Genomic DNA, 23960 nt, shown 5'->3' with positions numbered 1-23960 from the left:
ATTAATTTCCTCCCAAACTGTAATGCGCTGTCTGTTCTGATTTACGAACTGGTTTAACTACCCGCCAGATTTTGTAACTGATCCAGCCCAAGCCACCAAATATCAGGCTCCAGGCCGCCAGGCGAAGCAGCTTCCAGCCGCTGCCTTCTTCTGGTACCGCGTTGGTACTTTGGGTATTCATGGCGGGCATGCTGGTGCTGCTACCGCTACTACCGTCGCTGTTGGCATTGCTGCCATTACTTGCTGAACCGCCCGATCCGACAATCGGTTCCAGTTGGCCAGGACGCGACTCTGCGGCCCGCGGGTGACTCATCACGCTGCCCAGCATGAAACCCATGAATGCACCTGCCATGCCGCCACCCATGCCACTGCGCTGTACGATGACAGGGGCAGGTGAGGGGCTGGTGAATATCACCGGCGCGGTTGGAACAGGTGTTACGGGTCGGTTCATGTTGGCTGTATTTGTATTGCCAAAACCGCTGTTGGCCTGATAGCCGCCAGGATTGTTGCCGGGATAGTTGCTCGTGTTATTGCCAGCATTCAGTGGTGGCGGCGATTGTGGTGTAGTTGCCTGTTTGCGTACGTCCATGCTTTTCAGCGCATTCGCCTGGGCCTGGTTCGTTTGTAAGTCACGATTCAGTGCCGAATCTGAATTCCTGGTCGTCGCTGGCTTACCCGTATTGAAACTGCCAAACGAGGTGCTTGCTGGTTTCGATGGCACGGGCTTGCTGACACTTCTTTGTGAAGAAAAACCGCCCTTGAAACCTGTAGACGAACCACCGGAACGGCCAGCTGCATTGACCGTATTGGCCATCAAGGGCAGAATCAGTGCCATCGTGATGATTAATTTGCGATAAAAACTGTTCATGGTTCTGGTCTATAGAAAAAAGATTAGGCTCTCTGTACAATCCCTCAACGCTTGATGGATGTCATCATAGTGAGCAAAAGCACAAAGATCATCGGTAATAAATTGGGGAATTCACCATGACACGTAAATATTCGGATATGAACCAGCACGACGCCCTGTACAAAATAGCGCGCGCATATCCAGGCGGGTTGGAAGCATTGGCAAGCCGGATGGGGGTGTCGGTGAATGTCTTGCGCAACAAACTGGCACCTGGCATAGAGTCGCACTACCCTTCGTTTGAAGAACTTTCTGTGATCGTCGAACATTGTCACGAAGCTGGTGTCAAGGATGCCCACATGCCTTTGCACGCCCTGCTCAGCCGGCATGGCATGGCTGCCTTTGTCATTCCTGAGTCGAGCCAGGTCAGTGAAGATGACTTGTCGCAAACTGTATGCCGCGTCATGAGCCGTGTTGGCGATGTCGCTGAAGCAGTTTCAACGGCCCTGCTCGATGGGGTAATTACCGATGCCGAAGCCGACTTGATAGAAAGAGAATTCCAGAGCGCTTTGACAGTGCTGGGTGAATGGCGGGCACGCATTCGTGCCCACCACAAGCAAAGGGATTAGAAGCCGTTTCATCCAAGGCTGTTGCAACATTCCATGGTGTTGGTTGATGTTGTTGCGATACTTTGCCAGCTTAATTTTGCGACAGCCTCCACATAAAGACGTGTTTTCACCTCTTGTTGCTGTCACAAAACCACAGGTGGAATCCTGGTCCTGAATTTGCCCCTGAAATTTGACCTTTTAGCAAGCTAACAACTTTGCCCAGCAGCATTTTCTCTGCTGCTTTACAATGGAGGCCTGCCTCAACACCTAGCTGCCACCACCATGTCCACTGAACCAACAAGCCAGCGGCCCTCGTCCCTTGCGGATTTGTATATCTCTTTTACCTTACTGGCGTTGCAAGGATTTGGCGGTGTACTCGCCATCGTGCAACGTGAACTGGTCGAGCGCAAGCGTTGGCTCACTGCGGAAGAATTTGTCGAAGACTGGGCAGTAGCGCAGATATTGCCGGGGCCGAATGTGGTCAACCTCTCGATGATGATAGGTCATCGTCACTTTGGCTTACCCGGTGCGATGACGGCATTGGCTGGCATGTTGTCCATCCCCTTGTTGCTGGTCTTGGTACTGGCGGTGATTTATGCCCAGTTTGCCCAATACCCCAGCGTGGTTGGTGCCTTGCGCGGCATGAGCGCGGTCACTGCCGGTCTGATCATCGCTACGGCATTGAAATTGATACCGGCATTGAACAGCAATCCCTTGGGCAGGAATATGGCGCTGGCTTTCAGCGCAGTCTGTTTTGTCGGTATTGCCCTGTTCCGTCTGCCACTTGCTTATGTGCTGCTGGCACTGGGCGGCCTGGCCTGCACTCTGGTTTACCGGAGATTGAAATAATGTCCGGTACCGCAAACACTGTCTTGCAAATTTCCCTGGACTGGAACGACTGGCTGCAGCTTTTCATGCATTACATGATGCTATCGCTGTTATCGATAGGCGGCGCAGTTTCCACACTGCCGGATATGCATCGCTATCTGGTTGCACAGCAGGGGTGGCTGACAGATGCCCAGTTCAATGCATCGGTATCAATTGCCCAGGCAGCACCTGGCCCGAATGTGTTGTTCATTGCCCTGATGGGTTGGAACGTGGGCATGAATGCAGGCGGCATGTGGACTGGCTTACTGGGCGTAATGGTCACCATGACCGGCATTTTGTTACCGAGCACGACGCTGACCTATATGGCTGCCAGCTGGGGTCACGCGAATCGTGAACTGCGCAGCGTGCGCGCCTTTAAACTTGGCATGGCACCTATCGTCATCGGCCTGTTGCTGGCCACTGGCTGGATCATGGCAGCTTCACATAACAAGGCTGCACAAGACTGGCCTTTATGGCTGCTGACACTGGGTTGTGCCGTAGTAGTCTGGCGCACCCGCCTGCATCTGTTATGGCTGTTGGGTGTGGGTGCCGTTCTTGGCTGGTTCGGTTTGATCTGAAGCAGCACCCCACACTCTATCATTCAATAATCAGACAAAACCCAGATTGCGTGCACTGACATTGTAGTTGGCCAGGTTCGGCAACAGTGTCAGCAAGTCGCTGTCCGACACACCCAGCCATTTACCCAGGGTAGCAGCATACTGATCGACTGAAGTCGTTGGCAGCAAACGGCCCTGGCCCACATCGTCCGGCCCGTTGCTGGCCACGATCGGTGGCGTACCGTAAAAGCGCTGGCCATTCACCGCGCCACCCAACATGAAATGCATGCTGCCCCAGCCGTGGTCAGAACCATCATTATTGCCACTCAGGGTACGGCCAAAATCGGATGCGGTAAAACTGGTGACCTTGTTTGCCACGCCCAGTTCCTGGGTCGCCGCATAAAACGAAGACAGGGCGCTCGCTACACTGCTGAGCAAACCAGGGTGAATCGACACTAAACCATCATGGGTGTCAAAACCGCCCATGGATACAAAAAACACCTGGCGTTTTGCTCCTAGCGTGCTGTTGCAGGAAATCATGCGCGCCACCATTTTCAATTGCTGGGCCAGATTATTATTGTCATCAAATGGCGTGCTGATGGCTGGTGCGCCAGCCAAAGCTGAAGTCAGCACACCATTCGCATCGATGGAGCGCTTGCTGACCCGCGTGTATTCATTTTCAAACAAATGCGTACGGTTCTGCGTCACCAGATTTTGCAAAGCGGCAGAGCAGGCAGCCGAACCAAACAGTGGTGTCTGCAAGCCACTCAAGGGTACCGAACCATTAGTCGATACCTGATACTGAACAGCAGTATTACCCGACAAATACACCGCATTGCCAGACACATTGACACAGGTGAAGGTAGCATTGCCATTACCTGACTGGAACAGATCTCCCATGCGACCACCCCAACCAGATGTCGCCCCTTCGGGGGCAGACGATTGCCATACCGATTGCTGGTCATTGTGTGAAAACAGCTTGGGTGGCAAAGGCACCGTCTTGTTGGTGTATTGTAGTTTGGTGGTCGGTTGTACCAGCGTGCCGACATTCAGCAACACCCCCATCTTGCCGGCATTAAAAATCGGCATCAAAGGTGCCAGTTCAGGTGCCAGCGCAAACTGGCGGCTGACACCCGCACTGTCTACCGGGGCCGCCAGCGGATTCAATACTGTGCCACCCAGGCTGTCGCGGGTATACGACAAGGTGGGGCGCAATTGATAATAAGCGTTATAGTTGCTGCTGTCATACGGCACCAGGGTATTGCCATTATCATTACCGCCATACAGGAAGACACAGACGATGGCTTTGTAGTCATCGGCATTGGCGGCAGAGGCTTCGGCCATAGCAGCCAGGTTCAAGGCCCACGGCGTAGCCACACCAGCTATCGACAAGGCAGAAGCGCGTTGTAAAAAAGCGCGGCGGGATGCATTCATCGTTGTTGGATTTTTCATGATGGATTCCTTTTGTCTCTTCATTTAAGGACGATGAATTCTGGTGCTGCCAGCACCAGGGTCAACGCTGCATACACCCGCAGCTTGTGCCGGTTGTCGGTACCCGCCGGCATGCTGTCCACCGCCGACCGCAAGTTCAGCAGGGTATCGCTGCTCAATTCACCGGAAGCCAGCACCAGATTGATTTCATCCAGCAAGGCACTTGCCGTATCGGCCAATGGCAACAAGCTGCTATAGTCTGCAGTCACATCACTGACACCATTGCTGACAGCGTGCTGCATGTAATTGACGTAACCAACCACCGAGGATTCATTGGTGATCTGGAACTCTGGTGCCACCAAAGAAGCGGTGGCAATCGCGCTATTTGGCGGTACGTAACCAGGCCGGAAGAAATTGAATACTGTTGGTGAACGCAAGGGACTTTGTCCCAATTTGGTTGCCGGGTCCGAAGTATTGCCAAGATTCCACAGATCATTGGATGCAGTGGCCTTGTAAGCACGCGCCCAGCCCAGGAAACGCAACATGGGTTCACGCAATTTGCCAAACTGCACATCGCTGAGATTGAGGCTGCTGCGTGCCTCACCATCAAGCAAAATGGCGCTGACTACTGCTTTCAGATTACCCTTGGTGCCAGTACCGTCGTTGTTGAATACGGTAGCCACTCTGGCCACATAACCCGGCGTGGGATTACTCGTCACCAGTCTTTGTATCAGTTGACGGCTGATGAAGGGAGCCACATTGGGATGTGCATAAATAATATCCAGTGCCGCCTTCAATGCTTCTGCACCGCTGAGCCCGGCAGGAACCGTACTCTTCAAGAACGTTGAAGCCCCGGTTTCATGCCTGCTGGCGACCTGTATCATGGGACGGCGCATAAAATCTGGCGTATCTGCCTTGCCACCGGCCAGGTCAAAATCCCAACCGGTGAAAATGCGGGCCAGGCCAGTAATGTCATCCAGGGTATAGGTTTCTATGGGCTTGCCATTGTCCAGACGCGGCGTACCATCAATATTCAGTTCCAGCAAACCGATGCTGAACAACTGCATCAACTCACGCGCATAATTTTCATCCGGCAAGGCACCGGTGAGAGGGTCGTATTTGACGTTGCCACGGAAAGTCAGGTATTGCCCCATGGCCGGGCTGGTCGAAACCAATTGCAGCAGATCACGGTAATTGCCAAAGCAATTGGTTTCCAGCATATCCAGCCAGGCGGCTCCAGAAAAGGCTTTCCAGCCACCACCGATCAAGCCATCGATTGATGTCACGATGATTTCCGACAGTGCCAGTGTGACGCGTTGTCGCAAGGTATCGGGCGAACTGATGAGCTTGCGCCAGGCTGCCGAATCAAAGCCTGCCTCGGAATTGCGGTAAGTGATGGCATTCAAGCCCTTGGACACCAGCCAGTCCCAGCGACTGCCGTTGCCGGGCAGACTGAACTGCTCATCCAGCCAGCCGGCATAACCAAGCGCCTGTACCCTGGCAATCTGCTCGCGACTGGCGCCCAGACTGGCCTGGGCCAGGAAGCGTGAGGCCTCGGTGGCAGAAATGCTGATGCCGGGGGCCGCTGCTGGCGGTACAGGTGGCGTTGCCGCCGGTGTCTGCCCCGCAGCCGACTGACTGTCAGCACCACCACCACAGGCTGCCAGCAAAGCGCTGGAAGCCAAAGCCGCAGCCGTCAAGGCCTGGTTGGAGCTACCACCACCTGCCACTTGCTGGTCAAGGTCGCTGTCTGTCTCCACAATTGTAAATTGCTCATCCATGTTTTTATCCCCTGTTTGAAAATCAGGCTGGCTTGCGCAGGCTGACTTGACTGAATTCCAGGTTTCTACAGTAGATGAAATACCGGATATTCTCATTACTGATTTGTAAGTAGTTGTCAGGAGTTGTGAAGATTTTGCTTATATTTAAGAGATAACAAGCCGTAAACGTGAAACAGGCCGCATCATTTGTTACACTTTCGGTTTCTGTCATTTGATAGAAAAATGAAAATACCAAACGTAGACAATCTTTGTTACAGGCGTTAAGCATAGTTTGAGGTATGCTTGCCACCTTGAAATTCCGCATACCGGTTCACTGCCCATGAAGTTGAGTATAGAAGCGCCAGAAGATGAAGTTTCCCTGCCGGGTGAAGTTCATTTGCACATCCGGTTTCGCCCTGCCAGTATGCTCGGCATCCTGCTGGCATTGCTGATCCATGCGCTCTTGCTTTATTTTCTGTTGAACATGAGTGTCCTCAAGAAAAAAAAGGGAGAAAATGCAGGTTCGGACAATCCTATTGTCTTGCTGATGGATAAAACTACACTTGCCCCAAAAAAGGCGACTGCCCCAAAAACGCAAAAAGTACAATCCAAACCTGTCCGTATCCCACCGTCCAAAAATACCATCACCCAGCCTAAACTGCCGCCTGTGGTGGCTACTACAGAGCCCACCATCGTGCAGCCACCGCCGCCTCAGGTCAATGCGCCACCAGAAATGGACATGATGGCCATGGTCAACGCCGCCCGTGAACGCCGCCGTGCCGCCGAAACCGCCGCAGCTCAGGAAAACGAAGGTGCCCGTCAGGCTGGCCGTGGCATGTCGCCGCAAGAAGTGGCCGAAGCCAATGTCCGCCGCAGCATGCAACAAGCCCAGGGCAAGGGCGGCAGCGGTGTGTTTGAACTGATCAGCACCAGTACGCGGATGGCATCCTTCTCTTTCCGTGGCTGGAATACCCGTGTCGTGGCCTCTGGTGGAAAACAATTTTTCGAAGTCGATGCCGGTCTTGGCGGCGACGTCCACCTGGCAGTCGTGCGCCGCATGATAGAAATTATCCGCATGGAATACAAAGGCGATTTCAACTGGGAATCAAGACGCCTGGGCCAGGTCGTACGCAAGTCTGCACGTATAGAAGACAGTGCTGAACTGGAAAGTTTCTTGTTGAAGGAATTTTTTCCTTAGAACGTGTTCACGATCTGTAGCGAGCGGGCGTCAGCGGCGGTGAAGAGCAGCGCATGAGCCCCGCGCGGTCTCTGATTGCGCCCGCGCAGTAAGATCGTGAACAGGTTCTTAGGCCAGGTCGTTGACTATGTCTTGATTATCATTTGCTGCGAAACACCCATCATTTCCGGGATTTCAAAATCAAACAGTCTCAACTAAACCCAAACTACCAAATCTCACTCCCGCGCCAACCAATCGCTGCGCAGCAAGCCATACAGCGCCGTATCCGACACCACCCCATCTACGATCCAGCGTTCGCGCAGGAAACCTTCGCGGACAAAACCCAGTCTTTCCAGTGACTTGGCTGAAGCCAGATTGCGCGGGTCTATGTCGGCTTCGACACGGTTCAGGTTCATGTCATTGAAGCCGTAATTCAACAAGGCGACCAGAGCTTCATGCATATAGCCCTGGCCCCAGGCAGCAACGTCCATTTCGTAACCGATTTCAGCACGGCGACAACCTTCATCAAGGTGAAACAGAGTGCAAGCACCAAGGAAGGCCTGGTCAGCCTTGCGAATTAATCCCAACCGTAAAAATTCGCCCTTTTGCATGCCGGCCAGGTCACGCTCAACCATGGCGACGGCCTGGGCAATGTCCGTCCACGGGGGCGTGCTCATGTAAAGCATGACATCGGCGTTTGAGCGTATGCGCAGGATGGCAGCAGCGTCATCCAGACAAAAAGGGCGCAAGTGCAGGCGCACGGTGTCGATGGTGACTTGGTCGAAAGCATGCATGTTGAACTTTCAGGCGGCGAATAGTACACAAATTATAACCGCGCGTGAAAGAGTGCATCAGCTTTGACAAGATCTCGCTGTCAGTCAAAATTGATCAGCTTGACGCTCATATCAGCAGATGCCAGCCACTTTATAAATGACGACATCATCAACAATTTGTCTGGAACCAGATTCCACCAGATCACTATTGCCAAACTGACTTTGACCACTTGATTTTGTTCAGGAAATTCTCAATGACAAATTGGTAATCGTTACCTATACTCGATTGCTGTCCGTATGCAATTCAAAAGTAGGGTGGATTTCACCGAAGCCCCGTGCAAGTTAATAGAAACGTAAGGAATAGCAATGTCTATCCCCATGAGTAATGGCTTCACACTTACTATTAACGATCCGAATAATTTACTGGGGTCGAACGTTGCTGTGTTCATCACGGACATGAATTACGTGATCAGTCTGCTATCCAAATATATTGTCTTTACAAAACCGCTTGATCTGCAAATCAACTTTGCACCTGCTTCACAAAATGCAGCCAATAGCGATGGCCTGTTGCCGTCCAATCCCACCTGGTCATTAAAGCCGGGAAATAGCATGCTGGTACCGGTGCTGAAGAATCAGACTGGGGTAGATGCCAATGGCGTTGTGGCTGATGCAGGTTTTACAGTGTATGCAGGCAATGACGGCAGCTTGAAAAATTATGGCATGCCACTCTGGTTTGATCCCAATCCGCAAGTGGGGGTGACACCCGCACTGCCAGCAGGCGCTGCCGATTTTATCGGCATTGCCATGCATGAACTGGTTCATTGTCTGGGCTTTGCCTCGTGGTCGGCAGTGAATGCCCCGTGGAACCAGATGACCAAGCTTGTCAACGGTGCCTGGTATTATTCCAGCCCCGCAGTCAACCAGTTATTAGGCGGGGATTTACCACTGGCACCCACGACCCTGGCAGGGGCAAACGACCATATTGGCAACACTACCATTGCCTATCAACCGGTCAGGTCCGACCTCATGTACCAATGGGGCAATTATGATAGCAACCGCATGGATATAGGGCAGCTTGATTTGCTGATCTTGCGCGATGCCGGTTGGAATATACAGAATTACCAAAGCCTGCCGCTGGTTGATACGCTGGACAAATACAATATGACCGGCACCGCCGCCAATGACGTGCTCAAACCCAGCCAGATATCCAGCATCATTACTGCTGGTGAAGGCGACGACACGATCATGTTGCCGAAAAATATCGGCAATGGCAATTACCTGCTGGATGGCGGACTGGGTAATGATACCGTGGTGGTGACCCGTTACCTGGCTGATTCCAATCTGGTCAAATACGGCACTGACACCCTGCTGCAAAACAAGACGGGTATTGATGGCGTTTCCTTGCTGCGCTCGATAGAGACAGTCATCTTTGCCGAAGCCACAGTCACAATCAGCCCCTTGAATGCAGACTTGCTGATAGCCGCCACCGTTGCCAACGCCAGTTTGCATGGCGGTGCCGGCAACGACACACTGCTTGGCTTTGCCGGTAACAGCAACAGCACGGTGACGTATGCCAATGCTTCTAAAAATTATGGACTGATAGTCAGTGCTGCCTCCATCAAAGTGCAAGACCACACGGGCATTGATGGCAGTGATACCCTTAAAAACATACAAAAGATACAGTTCAACGACCGTGACATTGACACATCCTGGTTCATCAAGGCGGCCAGCTTACCTGCAGCCAGCTTTGTTGATCTGACCGAAATGTACATTGCCTATTTCAATCGCGCACCTGACGCCGTAGGCCTTGATTACTGGGCCAGCCGGGTATCCGATGGCATGAGTCTGCAACAAATTGCCGCCAGTTTTTTTGTGCAACCTGAAACGGTTGCCGCTTATCCCGACAACCAGAGCATCAATGATTTTGTGAATGCTGTTTACCACAATGTATTGAACCGCAGCCCCGACGCCGTGGGGCTGAAATACTGGACAAACGAATTACAAACCGGCTCTGTCAGTAAACCACTGTTTATTCTTGATGTAATTTACGGCACGCGTGCAGTCACAGGTTCACCAGCAGATGCTCTTGTGCTCGCCAATAAAGAGCTGGTTGGTGCTCATTTTGCAGTCAATCAGGGTTTGACCGACACCGCCTGGGCAAAATCGGTGATGAGCGCAGTTGATGGCAGCACAGCCAGCGTCACTGCCGCCAACCTGCTCACCGACACCTATGCCGCCACCGCAGCTACACTGACCGGAGCCGAGTTGGTCATACAGTTGACTGGCGTGGCTGCATGAATACAAAGCAGGTGTCAGCCATTAATCCGCGGGAATCATATAGTCAAACAGCATACTTGCAACACACCAGGATCAGATTTACTGTTGCACCGCACGTTTGTTCCAACATGCCATCGTGTCTTTTGAGTCAATGCGCAATGACATGCTTTGCACCACTCACCCATGTGAATTAACCGAATACAATGTTACTGTTTTCGTGCACGTAACATACGTAATCCAGAAGCGTTTCAATCGAAAATTTACAAGAATCCCTTCATAAAAATAGGGGCAGATTTCAACATTTGGCTTTTCCTATGATTCTGCTTCGAAGGTATTTATGAAATGAGTTCTAGTAATTAGTGATAGGCAATAAGGTCACGAATCAGCCACGCCAGCATATTCCACCCGATTGCGCCCCAATTCCTTAGCGCGATACAAGGCCAGATCTGCACGCCGCACCAGCTCCAAGCCAGTAACTGGCGTGGTCGGATCGAATTCGGCCACGCCGAAGCTGGCCGTTACGGCCAGCATGCGCTGTTCGCCAATATCGAATGGTGTTGCTTCCACTGCGGCACGCATTGCTTCCACCCGAGTCACGCCTTTCTCCAGGTTCAAATCAATCATCAGGACGAGAAATTCCTCGCCGCCATAACGCCCGACCAGATCGTAGGGACGTACGCAGCCATTTAAGCGCTGCACCAGGTCGCGTAATACAGCGTCCCCAGCGAGATGACCATAGGTATCATTGATGCGTTTGAAATAATCGAGATCCAACAAGCATAGGAGAAACGATGTCGCGTCACGTTGTGATCTCAGAATGGCCTGCTCCAGCATTTCCAGTATTGCCGCCCGGTTCCATGCCTTGGTCAGCCCGTCTTTCAGCGCACGTTCGCGCAAGGACTCTTGAGACAATTCCAATTCACGGGTACGCGCCTCCAGTTCTTTCGTGCGCGCCTGCACTAGGTTTTCCATCTCGGTATTACGTAGATGCAATCCGCGAACCCGGTAGCGATACAGTTGCCACAGTGCCGCTACGGCGACGGCGCCGCAGAGCAAGATAAACCAGCGAGTCAGCCACCAGGGCGGCAAAATAGTGAAGCGCAACTCACGCATCGCCGACTCACTCAGCGTATCCAGGTTTTCGACAGCATATTGCAGACGATATTCCCCTGGCGGCAATGCCGCATAACGCAAGTGTGGCATAGTGGTGGATGTCCATTCCTGCTCCAATCCTGCCAGTCGGTAGCGAAAGCGCAAAGCATTGCGGTGCTGATAATTGAGACTGGCCATGCGCAAATGCAGCACCCCGGACGACCATGGCAACTGATCGCCGTCGTGCAAATCAAGTGCTGTGCCATCGCGCTCAGCCGACTCAACAATGGTTGATAAAGGATAAGGGTCAAACAAGCGCTCAGGATGGATGACGTGTGATACACCGTTGGAGCTCGCTAGCCAGATAGTGCCATCAGCGTCTTCATATACGGGGCGGGCGTTGAGGTCATTCCATACTAGCCCATCGCTGCTGTCGAATTGGTGCCACTCACGACGGTTCCAGACGACCAGGCCAACATCTGTACCCAACCACAACCAGCCATGACGGTCCTCGTGGATGGTCAACAAGGTCTTGTCACGCAATAACGGAGTTGCCAGCAAGCGCTTGACCAAACCAGATGCGTCGACTTGTGCGTGCCAAAGACCGTTCGGTCCTTGTCCCAGCCATAGAGTGCCATCTGCCGAGCAAGCCAGCCCATCAAATTCGGCATCGCGCATGCTACGCAATGTATAACTGTCCCAGTGTTCTCCCTGCAGACGCCATAGCTTGAACTCAGTCAGAAACCAGAGCGTACCATCACTACTTTGGCAACTACGTCGGGTCTGATCTTGTAACAGCTCGCTGGCGGCAGGCAAGCCTGCAGGTCGTGTCGGCAGGCTTGCTGTCCCGGGATGCTCAATCACATACAAGCCCTCGCCCGTACTAATCCACAAGCGTCCTTGACGATCAGTCAGCAGCTTGAAAATCATGGGAAGGGCGGCAACCTGCGCCACAACACCGCTGCGGCTGTTCTCCCGCATCAGCGATCCGACATAGCTACCAGTCCATAACTGGCCTTTGCCATCCAGCGCCATGCTGCTCCACTGTTCAGTCCGGTAGCCAGGGACTGGCACAGCCCGTGTGGAATCACGGTTAGCCAGCATTACTAAGCCAGAGCGTGTGCCTATCCGCATCCGTCCCGCCTCGTCACGCAGAAAAGCAAACACGTTGTCGTCTGGCAGACCTTGCGCGCCCCCCCAGTTTTCCCAGTTGTCATATCCCATCCAGCGTGCCAGACCATGCCCACCAGTGCCCAGCCATAGTCCATGATAACGATCAACCAGCATGGCTGGCACGCCACCGCCCATCTTCAAACCGTTGGTGGCACCCCAAAAAACCCATCGCCCCTCTTGCCAGCGAGCCACACCATGGTCGGTATTGATGAGTATGCGATGCTCAACATCTTCTGCCAGACTGGTTGCCACGGCAACCTTGCGCATGGCATCTCCAGGTGGAGTGCGATCAATGAAGCGGCTTTTGCCAGGTTCCAGCACAATGACATGCCGTTTACCGCGTACCCATAGCACGCCATCAGCGGCCTTGTACAAATTCAACCACTGATCTGCCGGTACACCGGCATCGGCGCCCCAAACCGTTGTGCCACGCGGCCCTTGGGAGCAGAGCGACTGATCACAACCCATCCAGAGACCGCCGCCGGTTTCCGACATGACGCTGTCGATTTTATCTAATGCTGGCATGAGCTGGCGTTGCATAGCGGAGAAAAATCTTTGTACTACAAACCGCCCCCCTTGCTCGAATATCTGAAATAGCTGGCCTTCACTCACCAAGATTATGCCGCCTCCAGGTCGGTCCGCCAGTGACTGTCCGGCGTTCACTGACAAACCTCGTTCCCGGATCATAACCGGATGCAAACGTTCACCGACACGCAGATACAAATTATCAAGGGTTCCGACCCACAGCCGCCCAACCCGGTCAGCTAGTACAGCAGTAATTTGCGTTTCCACCAGACCAGCGTCTTGTGCATAACGCTTGAATTCTGCACCGTTGTAACGAAACAAACCATTATCGGTGCCCACCCAAAGGTAACCAGCGTGGTCCTGGGTGAGGGCACTGACGGAAAGATTTCCTAATCCATCCTGCTGCGTAAGATACTGGAGTGGCAATTGCTGAGCAACGACATCCGCAGGCACTGTGCACGATAGCAGAGCGGCCAAAGCAGACGCGACGAGTTTAGAGAGCATGTCATTCCGGTTCCATCAAACGCAATGCTTTCATTGTAGCAACAAGGTCCTTTACAAAACCATTACAACACGCGATATCTGTTGTGCAACCGCAGCGGGATAGCCGCCATCTAAGCTCTTCAGGCCTGTATTTCAGACTGGCTTGGGCTGCCGATGCGCATAAGTCAGCACACTATGCAAAACCCGCGACAGAGTCTGCCGCCAACCAGCAGGCTCTGTTTGCTGTATCACCAATTCACTCGCCTCCAGCGCCTGCAATTCTACCCAGCCATATCGTTCTACTTGATATGACATGCCAGCACTGAGCCGAGTGCCGACTTGCCAGGCCACGCCTTCAAGAAACTGGGGACTGGTTTGAATCAGCAGCTTGCCTGATTGGACAAACAAGCTGCTACCTGCCGCTAACAGGCATTGCTGACGTTGGCCTGGCTTGATTTTGTGGATTTGCATGATGAGACTCCTGAATATGGTTAACCATGGCTTTCAGGATAGGTCCTGGCGGGCGTGCCGCACAGACACAGAAAAAGACTATCTGTATCGTATCAGGCAATCGTTTTACAATCTGTTATCGTGCAGATAGGTCTAAACTGTATCTGTGCAGGGCAGCTTAAACATCCCATGATAGGACTATGCAGACCATCCCACTTTATCGGCAACTGGCCGACCACTACCTGAATGCGATACGTTGCGGTACGTTGAAAGTGGGCGACCGTATGCCTTCGGTGCGCAAGCTGATGCAGGTACATGGTGTCAGTCTGTCTACTTCATTGCAGCTTTGTCGCCATCTGGAAACCGAAGGTTGGCTGGAAGCGCGTCCTCGCTCTGGCTATTTCGTACGGCAACCACGGCGTGTGCGGTTGATACCGGCGCAGGAACCGACAGTAGGCAAGCTGATCGACCCGGCGCAATTTGTCGGTATCCATGAGCGGGTGTCAGAAATCATTTCCCAAGGCCAACGACCAGTCAAATGCAATCTGGCGCGGGCAACTGGTGGACCGGCACTGTACCCGCATCAGCAATTGCGCAGCCTGACTGTCAGCACGCTGCGGCGTTATCCGGAATTGTTGACCAAGCCAATTTCGCCCGGTGGCAACCGTGAACTGAAAGCGGCACTGGCCAAACGGGCGCTGGACTGTGGCATCAGCATTTCTGCCGAAGAAGTGGTGATCACCAACGGTTGTATAGAAGCACTGAACCTGGCACTGCGTGCGGTGGCGCAAGCGGGTGATGTCATCGCCGTCGAATCACCTACCTTTTATGGCTTGCTGCAAGTACTGGAAAGCCTGGGCATGAAGGCGCTGGAAATTCCTACCAGTCCCAGCACCGGGATCTCACTGGAAGCGCTGGAGCTGGCGATGCGCACCTATGACAATATCAAGGCGGTGGTAGTCGTGCCGCATTTGCAAAATCCCTTGGGCAGCATCATGCCGGAACCACACAAGCAAAGGCTGGTGGCCTTGTGCGAAGCACAGCAGATTCCCCTGATTGAAGATGATTCCTATAGCGCACTGGTGGACGGCGACAAGATACCGACCGCACTCAAGCACTGGGACCATAGCGGCAATGTGATTTTCTGCGCATCGGTGCATAAAATCCTGGCGCCTGGCCTGCGCGTGGGCTGGATACTGGGCGGGCGCTGGCAAGCCCGGGTCAATATGCTCAAATATGCACACACCCGCTACAACGAAGAATTGTCACAGATCGTTGCAGCGACCTTCATCCTGTCTTCAGCCTATGACCGCCACCTGCGGAAACTACGTAGCACCCTGGCCCAGCAAAGGGAAAGAACGGCCGAAGCCATAGCCACCTATTTTCCCGAAGGCACACGCATGAACACGCCTGCCGGTGGCGTATCGATATGGGTAGAAATGCCACCCAACACCTCATCCAAGGCGGTATTTGACGCTGCACTGGAACAAAGCATTCTGGTTTCGCCAGGATTGCTGTATTCGAATTCAAATCGTTTTGATCATTTCCTGCGCATCAACTGCGGCATGCCGTATACCCAGGACATGGATGACGCCATGCGTACCCTGGGGCGAATTATCCAGCACAAGGCCAATCTCAAACAGCATATTGCAGCCTGACTTCCCGGATGGGTAGCCTGCTGTAGACACAACATGCCTGCGGTTGTGTTGCCGCCATCTACGTACTATGCTGTTACCAGAGCGTGTTGACCTGTCTTCAGGCAAGACTGAAAGGCTGGTCCACACGCCGTAAGGGCTATAGTAAGCCAGAGGATATGTGCGTTTGTCTCTTTTTCGTGCATATGCCTGAAGCTGTGGAAAGCCACAATTGTGCGCTACAGCGACATTTTTGATAATGGTGCCATCGACGGAAATTAATTCCGCGTCTTGCCCGCCAAGCTCATTTCAGGAAAGCGGGATTTAATGACATCCAACGGAGACCAAGGATGAAATCTCAACCATTCTACAAATCCCTTTATTTACAAGTCATCACTGCCATCGTTATAGGTGTGTTGCTTGGCCATTTTTATCCTGAATCCGGCGCTTCCATGAAGCCGTTGGGGGATGGATTTATCAAACTCATCAAGATGATGATTGCCCCGATCATCTTCTGTACCGTAGTAGTCGGCATCGCCGGCATGGAAGACATGAAAAAAGTCGGCAAGACCGGTGGTATGGCATTGCTGTACTTTGAAGTTGTCAGTACCCTGGCACTGATAGTCGGTTTGATTGTCATCAACGTAATACAACCGGGTGCTGGCATGCACATCGACGTGCATACGCTGGACACCAAGAGCGTCGCGGCCTTTGCTGGTCCCGGCAAGATGCAGACCACGACAGAATTCCTGATGGCGATGATTCCCAGCACGATGGTTGATGCCTTTGCCAAAGGTGAAATCTTGCAAGTATTGCTGATTTCGGTGTTCTTTGGTTTTGCGTTGCATCGTTTCGGTGGTCGCGGCACAATGATTTTCGACTTTGTTGAAAAACTCTCACATGTGCTGTTTGTCATCGTTGGTTACATCATGAAGGCAGCTCCTATCGGTGCCTTTGGCGCGATGGCTTTCACCATAGGCAAATACGGTATCAGTTCCCTGTTGCAGTTGGGCTATCTGATGGCAACTTTCTACGCCACCTGCCTGATCTTCATCTTTGGTGTACTCGGTACCATCGCCAAATTGCATGGCTTCAGTATTTGGAAATTTGTCAAATACATCAAGGAAGAATTGTTGATCGTTCTGGGTACGTCTTCTTCGGAATCGGTGTTGCCACGCATGATGGCAAAACTGGAAAATCTGGGTGTGAAAAAATCCGTAGTTGGCCTGGTGATCCCTACCGGTTATTCCTTTAACCTGGATGGCACCTCGATCTATCTGACCATGGCAGCAGTATTCATCGCCCAGGCAACAGATACGCCAATGACCCTGATGCAGCAAGTCACCTTGCTGGCCGTATTATTGCTGACATCGAAAGGCGCAGCGGGTATTACTGGTAGCGGCTTTATCGTGCTGGCAGCAACACTGTCCGCTGTTGGCGGTATCCCGGTTGCAGGCCTGGCACTGATACTGGGTATAGATCGTTTCATGTCGGAAGCACGTGCCCTGACCAACCTGATCGGTAATGGCGTCGCCACCATCGTTGTTGGTAAATGGGGTAATGATGTGGATATTCTGAAAATGCAAAAGCGCCTGAATAATGAATCCTCTGAAGAAGCAGATGATCCTGAACTGGTGCTGGACCAGGCGCAAATACATATGGCGAATCAGCGTTAATTGTTCTAACAAGCGATAGCTACAAAAAAAAGCGGACTTGAAGTCCGCTTTTTTGTTTCTGCGTCTGTTACTTTCTCAGGCTTTACGCAAATACCGCATTGCCAGCGTCAGCGCCATTACCTGTACCGTAGCTGCCAGAAAGAAAGGGGCTCCCAGCAAAATGCTGCCTTTGGCCAAGTGGCTGACCTGTCCCACCATAGATGTTCCTATCAAGGTTGCACACACACTCATGATGCTGGCCAGACCAGTCAGAGAACCCATGGCGATACCTTGTGAGCGTGCATCCACGGCACGCGAGAAAAAGCCCTGCAAGGCTGGTCCGGTCGCAAATGCCAGTACATTGCATAAAATCAGCACATACATCATCCACCCCTGATTCGCCAGGCCATACATGGTCAGTGCAATGGCAGAAGAAGCCAGGCCTATCAATACCGCATTGGCATCACCAACACGCTTGATGTAGCGGCCCAGAAATACGCCCTGCATAAGCACGCTGGAAATACCGACCATGAACAGGGAAAAACCATTTTGCATCGGTGACCAGCCAAAGCGCAATTCAGTAGACAAGACCCAGGTGGTTTGCAAGGTAAATTGGGCGAACATGGTCAGTGCATAGACCCAGACCAGAGCGCCGACATCGCGCAGATGAGCAAGGCCGCTCAAACCGGAAAAAGGATTCGCCGCAGTGATATGAAAGGCTTTGCGATGTGTTGGTGGCAGTGATTCAGGCAAAGAGAAATAACCATATATCACGTTCCCAAGTGATACGGCGGCAGCCAGGTAAAACGGGTAATGGATATTTGCTTCACCCAGTATGCCACCGACGACTGGCCCGCAGATGAAGCCCAGGCCAAACATGGCACCAATCTTGCCGAGTGCCTTGCTGCGGTTTTCCGGGCTGGACACATCGGCGATATAGGCATTCGCCACGGACAGGTTGCCAGCAGTCACACCACCAATCGCACGCACCACCAACATCCAGTAAATGCTGGTGACCTGGGTCAGTAACAAAAAATTCAGGCCCAGACCAAATACACAGGTCAGCAACACGGGGCGACGACCAAAACGGTCACTGAGTGCACCTATCACAGGCGCAAAAAAGAATTGCATGACACCATAAATGGCGACGATGGCACCATACCAGTACGCCTGACTATCTGCCTGACCGCTGTAATTGCCGACCAGACGCGGCAGTACAGGAAGAATCAGCCCTATGCCCAGAATGTCCAGAAACACCGTTATCAATACAAAACGTACATTGGTCGGCAGTGGTTTGGCTGCATCGGCCTGATCTGGGCTGGTCATGGCGGGTAGCTTTCAAGCGAAATAATCAAAGCGCAATAGTATATGATTACCGCAAGACACATCCGTCAAGAGGACAATATGGCTTTGTTTGATCACTTTCTCGTCATTGCCTTGCTGGTCGCCATCAGTGCATTTTTTTCGATGTCAGAAATTTCCCTGGCTGCTGCGCGTAAAGTAAAACTGCAAATACTTGATGCAGAAGGCGAGCCCCGCGCGGCCAAGGTACTGGCATTGCAACAGGAGCCAGGGCATTTCTTCACTGTGGTGCAAATCGCCCTGAATGCAGTTGCCATACTTGGTGGTATTTTGGGTGAGCAGGCACTGACACCTTATATTTCCCGCGTATTTGTATCGATCATCGGCTTGACTAGCTGGGTAGAAACGGTCAGCTTCGTCACGTCTTTCCTGTTCGTGACTTCGCTTTTTATTTTGTTTGCCGATCTCATGCCCAAGAAAATTGCCATGATTTCACCAGAAACGGTGGCCATGCTGGTGGTCAGCCCCATGCTGTTGTGTGTGCGTTTGTTCAAACCACTGGTCTGGGTTTTTAATGGCCTGGCCAACCTGCTATTGCGCATGCTGAATTTACCGACTGAAAGAAATGAAAAAATTACCTCGGATGAAATCTATGCCATGGTAGATGCCGGTGCCGAGGCCGGGGTGCTGCAAGAACGCGAACACCACATGATAGGCAATGTGTTCGAACTGGAAAGCCGCACTGTGCCATCGGCCATGTCACAACGCGACAGCATCGTTTTCTTTACCTTGCAGGACACGGATGAAGTGATACGGCAAAAAATTGCAGAACATCCGCATACCAAGTTTTTGGTCTGTGATGGTCATATCGACAATGTTGTTGGTTATGTCGAATCCAAGGATATTCTCAAACGGGTCCTGACCAACCAGGCGTTTACCAAAGTACAGGAGCTATCCATACGCACCGCCCTGGCAGTACCGGATTCACTGACCCTGTCAGAAATGCTGGAACAGTTCAAGGGTACGCGCGAAGATTTTGCCGTTATTTTGAATGAATATGCACTGGTGGTCGGTGTAATCACCCTCAATGACGTGCTGAGCACGCTGATGGGTAATCTGGTCCATCCTTTCATGGAAGACCAGATCGTGCAACGTGATGCCAATTCCTGGCTGATAGATGGTGCCACCACGATTGAGGATGTCTGCCGCGCCCTCGATATAGATGCCTTGCCTGAGCAAGGCAGCTATGAGACTATTGCCGGTTTCATGATGACCATGCTGAAAAAAATACCTAAACGTACCGATTTCGTCATGGTTGGAGTGTACAAGTTTGAAGTTGTCGATATTGATCATTACCGTATTGACCAATTGCTGGTGGTGCGTCTGTCAGGCGCAGATGCTGAACACCCGGCATAATTTTTTTAGTCATTGACACGCCCCGCAGTGTGTTCTGAGTTATTCGTTTTTTATCAGGAAGTTTCATGTCGCAAGCATGTGGAGTAGATTTTGGCACCTCAAATTCAACGGTAGGCTGGCATCGTCCAGGCCAGTCAGCCCTGTTGCAGCTTGAAGACGACAAAGTCACCCTGCCATCTGTCGTATTTTTCAATGTCGAGGATGATGAAGTCACTTACGGCAGGGCCGCACTGAGCAATTATCTGGCAGGTTACGAAGGGCGTCTGATGCGCTCCATGAAAAGCCTGCTGGGTACCAGTCTGATGGATGGGCAGACAGAAGTACAGGGCAAGGCCCTGCCTTTCCGCCACTTGCTGGCGCAATTCATCGGTGAGTTGAAACAGCGGGCAGAAAAGGCGGCAGGTACCCGCTTTGACCGCGCCGTGCTCGGTCGCCCAGTGCATTTTATCGATGATGACAGCAAAGCAGATCAACTGGCCCAGGATACTCTGGAAGAAATCGCCCGAGCTGCAGGTTTCAAAGAAGTGCAGTTTCAGTTTGAACCCATCGCCGCCGCCTTCGATTATGAATCGCGGATAGAAAAAGAAGAACTGGTCCTGATTGCCGATATCGGTGGCGGTACTTCAGATTTTTCCCTGGTGCGCCTGTCACCGCAACGTGCCAGCCAATTTGACCGCAAGGACGATATTCTGGGCAATGGTGGGGTCCACCTCGGTGGCACCGATTTCGACAAATACCTGAGCCTGACCCATGTCATGCCCTTGCTTGGTCTGGGTGGACGCCTGGGTACGCAAATTGAAGTGCCATCCAGCTATTATTTCAACCTGGCTACCTGGCACACCATCAATCTGGTGTACACACAAAAAGTCTGGCGTGAATTACAGGAAGTCTATCGCGACATCAATACGACTGATCTGCGCCTGCGCTTTGAGCGCCTGCTGCATCTGGTGCAGGAACGCGACGGACATTGGCTGGCAATCCGCTCGGAAGAAGCCAAGATATTATTATCGGATCAACAAGCCATCAGCTTGCCACTGGATAGACTGCGCAGCAAGCAAAGTGCCCCGCCCTGTCTGCTGGAACTGGATCAGGGTGGGTTGCAGACAGCCATCGCCCATTTGACGATACAGATTGGTGACACAGTGAACACAGTGCTGCAGGCCGCGCAGGTCAGGCCAGAGCAAGTCGACACCGTCTTCTTTACCGGCGGCTCCAGCGGCGTGCGCGGTCTGCGTCAGCAAATTGCCAGCATCGTGCCAAGCGCACGCAAGGTCGAGGGTGATCTGTTTGGCAGCATCGGTGCCGGTCTGGGCCTGGATGCAGCACGTCGCTTTGCCTGACTTTGGCAAAGCTCAATTCATCAATAAAAATGTAATGCCATTTATGAAATGAATTCTGCTGCTCAAGTCGGTATTTCACCATTCGTCACAATGTTTATGACACAGGAAAGAAACACTTAATTTTTCCCCAATGTTACTCCCACAAACTTACCCTATACTAGGGCGTGTGCCATACCTTTAAGCAGGTTCTAAGGTATGTCAACATACCATAGACTGAAATATGAACTTTTCTATCCGGAGAAGGCATGTCGAATATGCAAGACAACGATGACGAACTATTCATCATCGAAGATACGGCAGAAATTCCCGGAGATTCCACGCAGGTACGCACCTGGAAAGTGGCGATCGTCGACGATGACGAAGATGTCCACAGTACGACCTGCTTCGCCCTCCAGTATGTACAAATCCAGAACCGCCCACTGGAATTCATCCATACCTATTCCAAAGATGAAACACGCAAGGTATTTGCGACAGAAAGCGATATCGCGGTCGTCTTGCTGGATGTGGTCATGGAAACAGAACACGCCGGCCTGGAGCTGGTCAGTTTCATCCGTGACGAACTGGGTTGGATAGACACCCGCATCATCCTGCGTACCGGCCAGCCTGGTTACGCGCCAGAAGAAGAGGCGATACGCGACTACGACATCAATGACTACAAAACCAAGAATGAACTAACGCGCAAGAAGCTGCTGACTTCGCTGACTGCCGCCATCCGCTCGTATGATCTGATACGCACGATAGATGCCAGCCGGCGTGGCCTGCACCAGATCATCACCTCCAGCGCTGCATTTACCTTTGACCACGGTATCCAGGCTTTTGCCAGTGGCGTCATCACCCAGATTGCCGCCTTGTGTGGTGTCCCGCCAGAAGGCTTGCTATGCGCCCAGGGGGAGTTGAATGAACTGGACGAAGAAACACCTCCTCAGATATTCAATGTGATTGCCTCAGCCGGGCATTACGGCAAACTGATGAACTGCCCGATTGAGGACATTGACAACACTAAAATACAGGAAGCCTTACGCCATGTGTTGATCAAGCGGGAACCGTTGTTTGGTCAACACAGCATGACGCTGTATTTTTCAGGGCGCGACAACCGGCCTCTGGCAGCCTATGTGGACTTACCTTTCACACTGTCTGAGATCAACCGGGATCTGCTGGAAGTATTCTGCGCCAATCTTGGTGTGTGTCTGGACAATCTTAGCTTGGTCAACCAGCTCAAAAATCACGCTTATCGCGACCAGTTACTGAAGCTGCCAAACCGCCTGAAATTCATAGAGCAAATCAGCATAGCGCTGGAGCAAAACCAACTCTCACAGATGGTGGTGTTACTGGACATTGATGATTTTGCAGAAATCAACGACGTGCTGGGACATCATTACGGCGACCTGCTACTAAAGGCAGTGGCTGACCGTTTGCACGAGCAATTAGGGGAGAGCGTATTTTTTGCCCGTATCTCGGGCGATGTGTTTGGCTTGCTGGGTGACCAGGATTTGCTGGCCCCGGATACGCTGAAACAATTATTTATCCGGCCTTTTACGATAGGGGCAACGGCACACTCTGTTTCCATGTCCGCTGGTATGGTGGCGCTGGAAGGCTACCAGGGTGATGGTGCAGAACCACTGAAAGATGCCAGCATCGCCTTAAAGCGTACAAAAATACATCAGCGCGGCAGCTTTACCCTGTTTACCCGTTCGATGGGAATAGAAATACGCGAGCGCGCCACTCTGATGCAGCATCTGCATAAGGCCTTTGATACTGAACGTCTGTTCCTTATGTATCAGCCGCAAGTCGATTTGAAGACAGGTCAGTTCACTGGTCTGGAGGCGCTGATACGCTGGCGCACTGACGATGGCATACTGATACCGCCAAACGACTTCATCCCCCTGGCTGAATATTCCGGGCTCATCATCAGCCTGGGTGCCTGGGTATTGCGTACGGCCTGTTTCATGATGGTCAGGTTGCAAAAAGCTGGTATTGCTCCTCAACGCATGGGCGTCAATGTATCCGTCATACAATTCCGCCAGGACGATTTTATCGATGTCGTTGAAAAAGCACTGGAAGACAGCGGCCTCTCCCCTTCCAACCTGGAACTGGAAATTACCGAATCAGTTACCATGAGCAGTGCAGCCATGTTTGAAACCCGGCTCAGCAAGTTGCAAAATCTGGGTGTCACCATAGCGATTGATGATTTTGGTACCGGTTTTTCTTCCCTCAGTTATCTCGACAAACTACCCGTAGACAGACTGAAAATCGATCGTGCCTTTGTCAACCAGATCGATACGCCGGAAGGTCCACGCATTGCCGAACTGATCACCCAATTAGGTAAAAAACTGGGCCTGCAAGTAATCGCCGAAGGGGTAGAACATGCAGCCCACTGGAAAACCCTGGAAGCCATGGGTTGCCATGATGGTCAGGGATTTTATATAGGACGCCCGATGCTGGAAGAAAATCTGGTCGAGTGGATCAAGACCAAGGGGAATAATACGCGCCCGAAGTAAGCGAAAGCAAACCCGGCGCAAGACAAGCACATTGGCAAGAAAATTCAAAAAAAGCAGACAGGCCCGAAGCCTGTCTGCTTGCTATCAGCCCAATAAAC

At 52.2% G+C, this 23960-nt stretch carries 17 protein-coding genes; 10 read left to right on the top strand and 7 right to left on the bottom strand.

Annotated features, from left to right (window positions below):
• Position 1: 1 nt before the first annotated feature.
• Positions 2–868, bottom strand: a complete 867-nt coding sequence (locus AC1RVX_RS03145; protein ID WP_493215111.1) for a hypothetical protein — start codon at positions 866–868, stop codon at positions 2–4.
• 116 nt (positions 869–984) lie between these two features.
• On the opposite strand from AC1RVX_RS03145, the gene AC1RVX_RS03140 reads away from it, so the two are divergent.
• The 3 genes from AC1RVX_RS03140 to AC1RVX_RS03130 all read left to right on the top strand — a co-directional run bounded on the left by AC1RVX_RS03140 (position 985) and on the right by AC1RVX_RS03130 (position 2897).
• Entirely contained in the window at positions 985–1473 is a 489-nt protein-coding gene (locus AC1RVX_RS03140) for a phage regulatory CII family protein (RefSeq protein ID WP_493215110.1), read from the top strand.
• 261 nt (positions 1474–1734) lie between these two features.
• Positions 1735–2301: a chromate transporter gene (locus tag AC1RVX_RS03135; RefSeq protein ID WP_493215109.1), complete on the top strand. Its 567-nt coding sequence runs from the start codon at positions 1735–1737 to the stop codon at positions 2299–2301.
• The gene (locus AC1RVX_RS03130) at positions 2301–2897 is read left to right on the top strand and encodes a chromate transporter (protein ID WP_493215108.1); all 597 of its coding nucleotides are present in this window, start codon (positions 2301–2303) and stop codon (positions 2895–2897) included. The genes AC1RVX_RS03135 and AC1RVX_RS03130 overlap by 1 nt, the downstream gene beginning before the upstream one ends.
• 30 nt (positions 2898–2927) lie before the next feature.
• On the opposite strand, the gene AC1RVX_RS03125 is transcribed toward AC1RVX_RS03130, so the two are convergent.
• Complete coding sequence (locus AC1RVX_RS03125) at positions 2928–4328, bottom strand: DUF1501 domain-containing protein (protein WP_493215107.1); 1401 nt, start codon at positions 4326–4328, stop codon at positions 2928–2930.
• 20 nt (positions 4329–4348) lie between these two features.
• Positions 4349–6088 (bottom strand): DUF1800 domain-containing protein, encoded by a 1740-nt coding sequence (locus AC1RVX_RS03120; protein ID WP_493215106.1) that lies wholly within the window; start codon positions 6086–6088, stop codon positions 4349–4351.
• Positions 6089–6407: 319 nt separating this feature from the next.
• On the opposite strand from AC1RVX_RS03120, the gene AC1RVX_RS03115 reads away from it, so the two are divergent.
• Positions 6408–7265, top strand: a complete 858-nt coding sequence (locus tag AC1RVX_RS03115) for a hypothetical protein (RefSeq protein WP_493215105.1) — start codon at positions 6408–6410, stop codon at positions 7263–7265.
• Positions 7266–7480: 215 nt separating this feature from the next.
• On the opposite strand, the gene AC1RVX_RS03110 is transcribed toward AC1RVX_RS03115, so the two are convergent.
• Positions 7481–8038, bottom strand: a complete 558-nt coding sequence (locus AC1RVX_RS03110) for a GNAT family N-acetyltransferase (RefSeq protein ID WP_493215104.1) — start codon at positions 8036–8038, stop codon at positions 7481–7483.
• A 345-nt stretch (positions 8039–8383) separates the two neighbouring features.
• Here AC1RVX_RS03110 and AC1RVX_RS03105 point away from each other — a divergent pair, with 345 nt between their 5' ends.
• Complete coding sequence (locus AC1RVX_RS03105) at positions 8384–10315, top strand: DUF4214 domain-containing protein (RefSeq protein ID WP_493215103.1); 1932 nt, start codon at positions 8384–8386, stop codon at positions 10313–10315.
• A 354-nt stretch (positions 10316–10669) separates the two neighbouring features.
• Here the strand turns inward: AC1RVX_RS03105 and AC1RVX_RS03100 are convergent, their stop codons facing one another.
• Both AC1RVX_RS03100 and AC1RVX_RS03095 read right to left on the bottom strand, forming a co-directional pair.
• Positions 10670–13588 (bottom strand): ligand-binding sensor domain-containing diguanylate cyclase, encoded by a 2919-nt coding sequence (locus AC1RVX_RS03100; RefSeq protein WP_493215102.1) that lies wholly within the window; start codon positions 13586–13588, stop codon positions 10670–10672.
• Between the two features lie 132 nt (positions 13589–13720).
• Positions 13721–14038, bottom strand: a complete 318-nt coding sequence (locus AC1RVX_RS03095) for a hypothetical protein (RefSeq protein ID WP_493215101.1) — start codon at positions 14036–14038, stop codon at positions 13721–13723.
• Positions 14039–14217: 179 nt separating this feature from the next.
• Between AC1RVX_RS03095 and AC1RVX_RS03090 the strand changes: the two genes are divergently transcribed.
• Positions 14218–15675 carry an aminotransferase-like domain-containing protein gene (locus AC1RVX_RS03090; protein ID WP_493215100.1) on the top strand — a complete coding sequence of 486 codons (1458 nt, stop codon included), beginning with the start codon at positions 14218–14220 and terminating at the stop codon, positions 15673–15675.
• A gap of 326 nt (positions 15676–16001) precedes the next feature.
• Positions 16002–17327 carry a dicarboxylate/amino acid:cation symporter gene (locus AC1RVX_RS03085; protein WP_493215099.1) on the top strand — a complete coding sequence of 442 codons (1326 nt, stop codon included), beginning with the start codon at positions 16002–16004 and terminating at the stop codon, positions 17325–17327.
• A gap of 75 nt (positions 17328–17402) precedes the next feature.
• On the opposite strand, the gene AC1RVX_RS03080 is transcribed toward AC1RVX_RS03085, so the two are convergent.
• The gene (locus tag AC1RVX_RS03080) at positions 17403–18632 is read right to left on the bottom strand and encodes an MFS transporter (protein WP_493215098.1); all 1230 of its coding nucleotides are present in this window, start codon (positions 18630–18632) and stop codon (positions 17403–17405) included.
• 42 nt (positions 18633–18674) lie between these two features.
• Here AC1RVX_RS03080 and paeA point away from each other — a divergent pair, with 42 nt between their 5' ends.
• The 3 genes from paeA (at position 18675) to AC1RVX_RS03065 (ending at position 23862) form a co-directional block, all read left to right on the top strand.
• Entirely contained in the window at positions 18675–20024 is a 1350-nt protein-coding gene (gene paeA, locus AC1RVX_RS03075) for a polyamine export protein PaeA (RefSeq protein WP_493215097.1), read from the top strand.
• A 65-nt stretch (positions 20025–20089) separates the two neighbouring features.
• Positions 20090–21364 (top strand): Hsp70 family protein, encoded by a 1275-nt coding sequence (locus tag AC1RVX_RS03070; protein WP_493215096.1) that lies wholly within the window; start codon positions 20090–20092, stop codon positions 21362–21364.
• Between the two features lie 245 nt (positions 21365–21609).
• Positions 21610–23862 carry a bifunctional diguanylate cyclase/phosphodiesterase gene (locus AC1RVX_RS03065; protein ID WP_493215095.1) on the top strand — a complete coding sequence of 751 codons (2253 nt, stop codon included), beginning with the start codon at positions 21610–21612 and terminating at the stop codon, positions 23860–23862.
• Positions 23863–23960 lie beyond the last annotated feature (98 nt).

This window comes from Undibacterium sp. GW821-FHT11B02 (assembly GCF_058808955.1).
The sequence above is the reverse complement of the archived record's forward strand: the minus strand, read 5'-3'. Positions and strand labels throughout refer to the sequence as shown.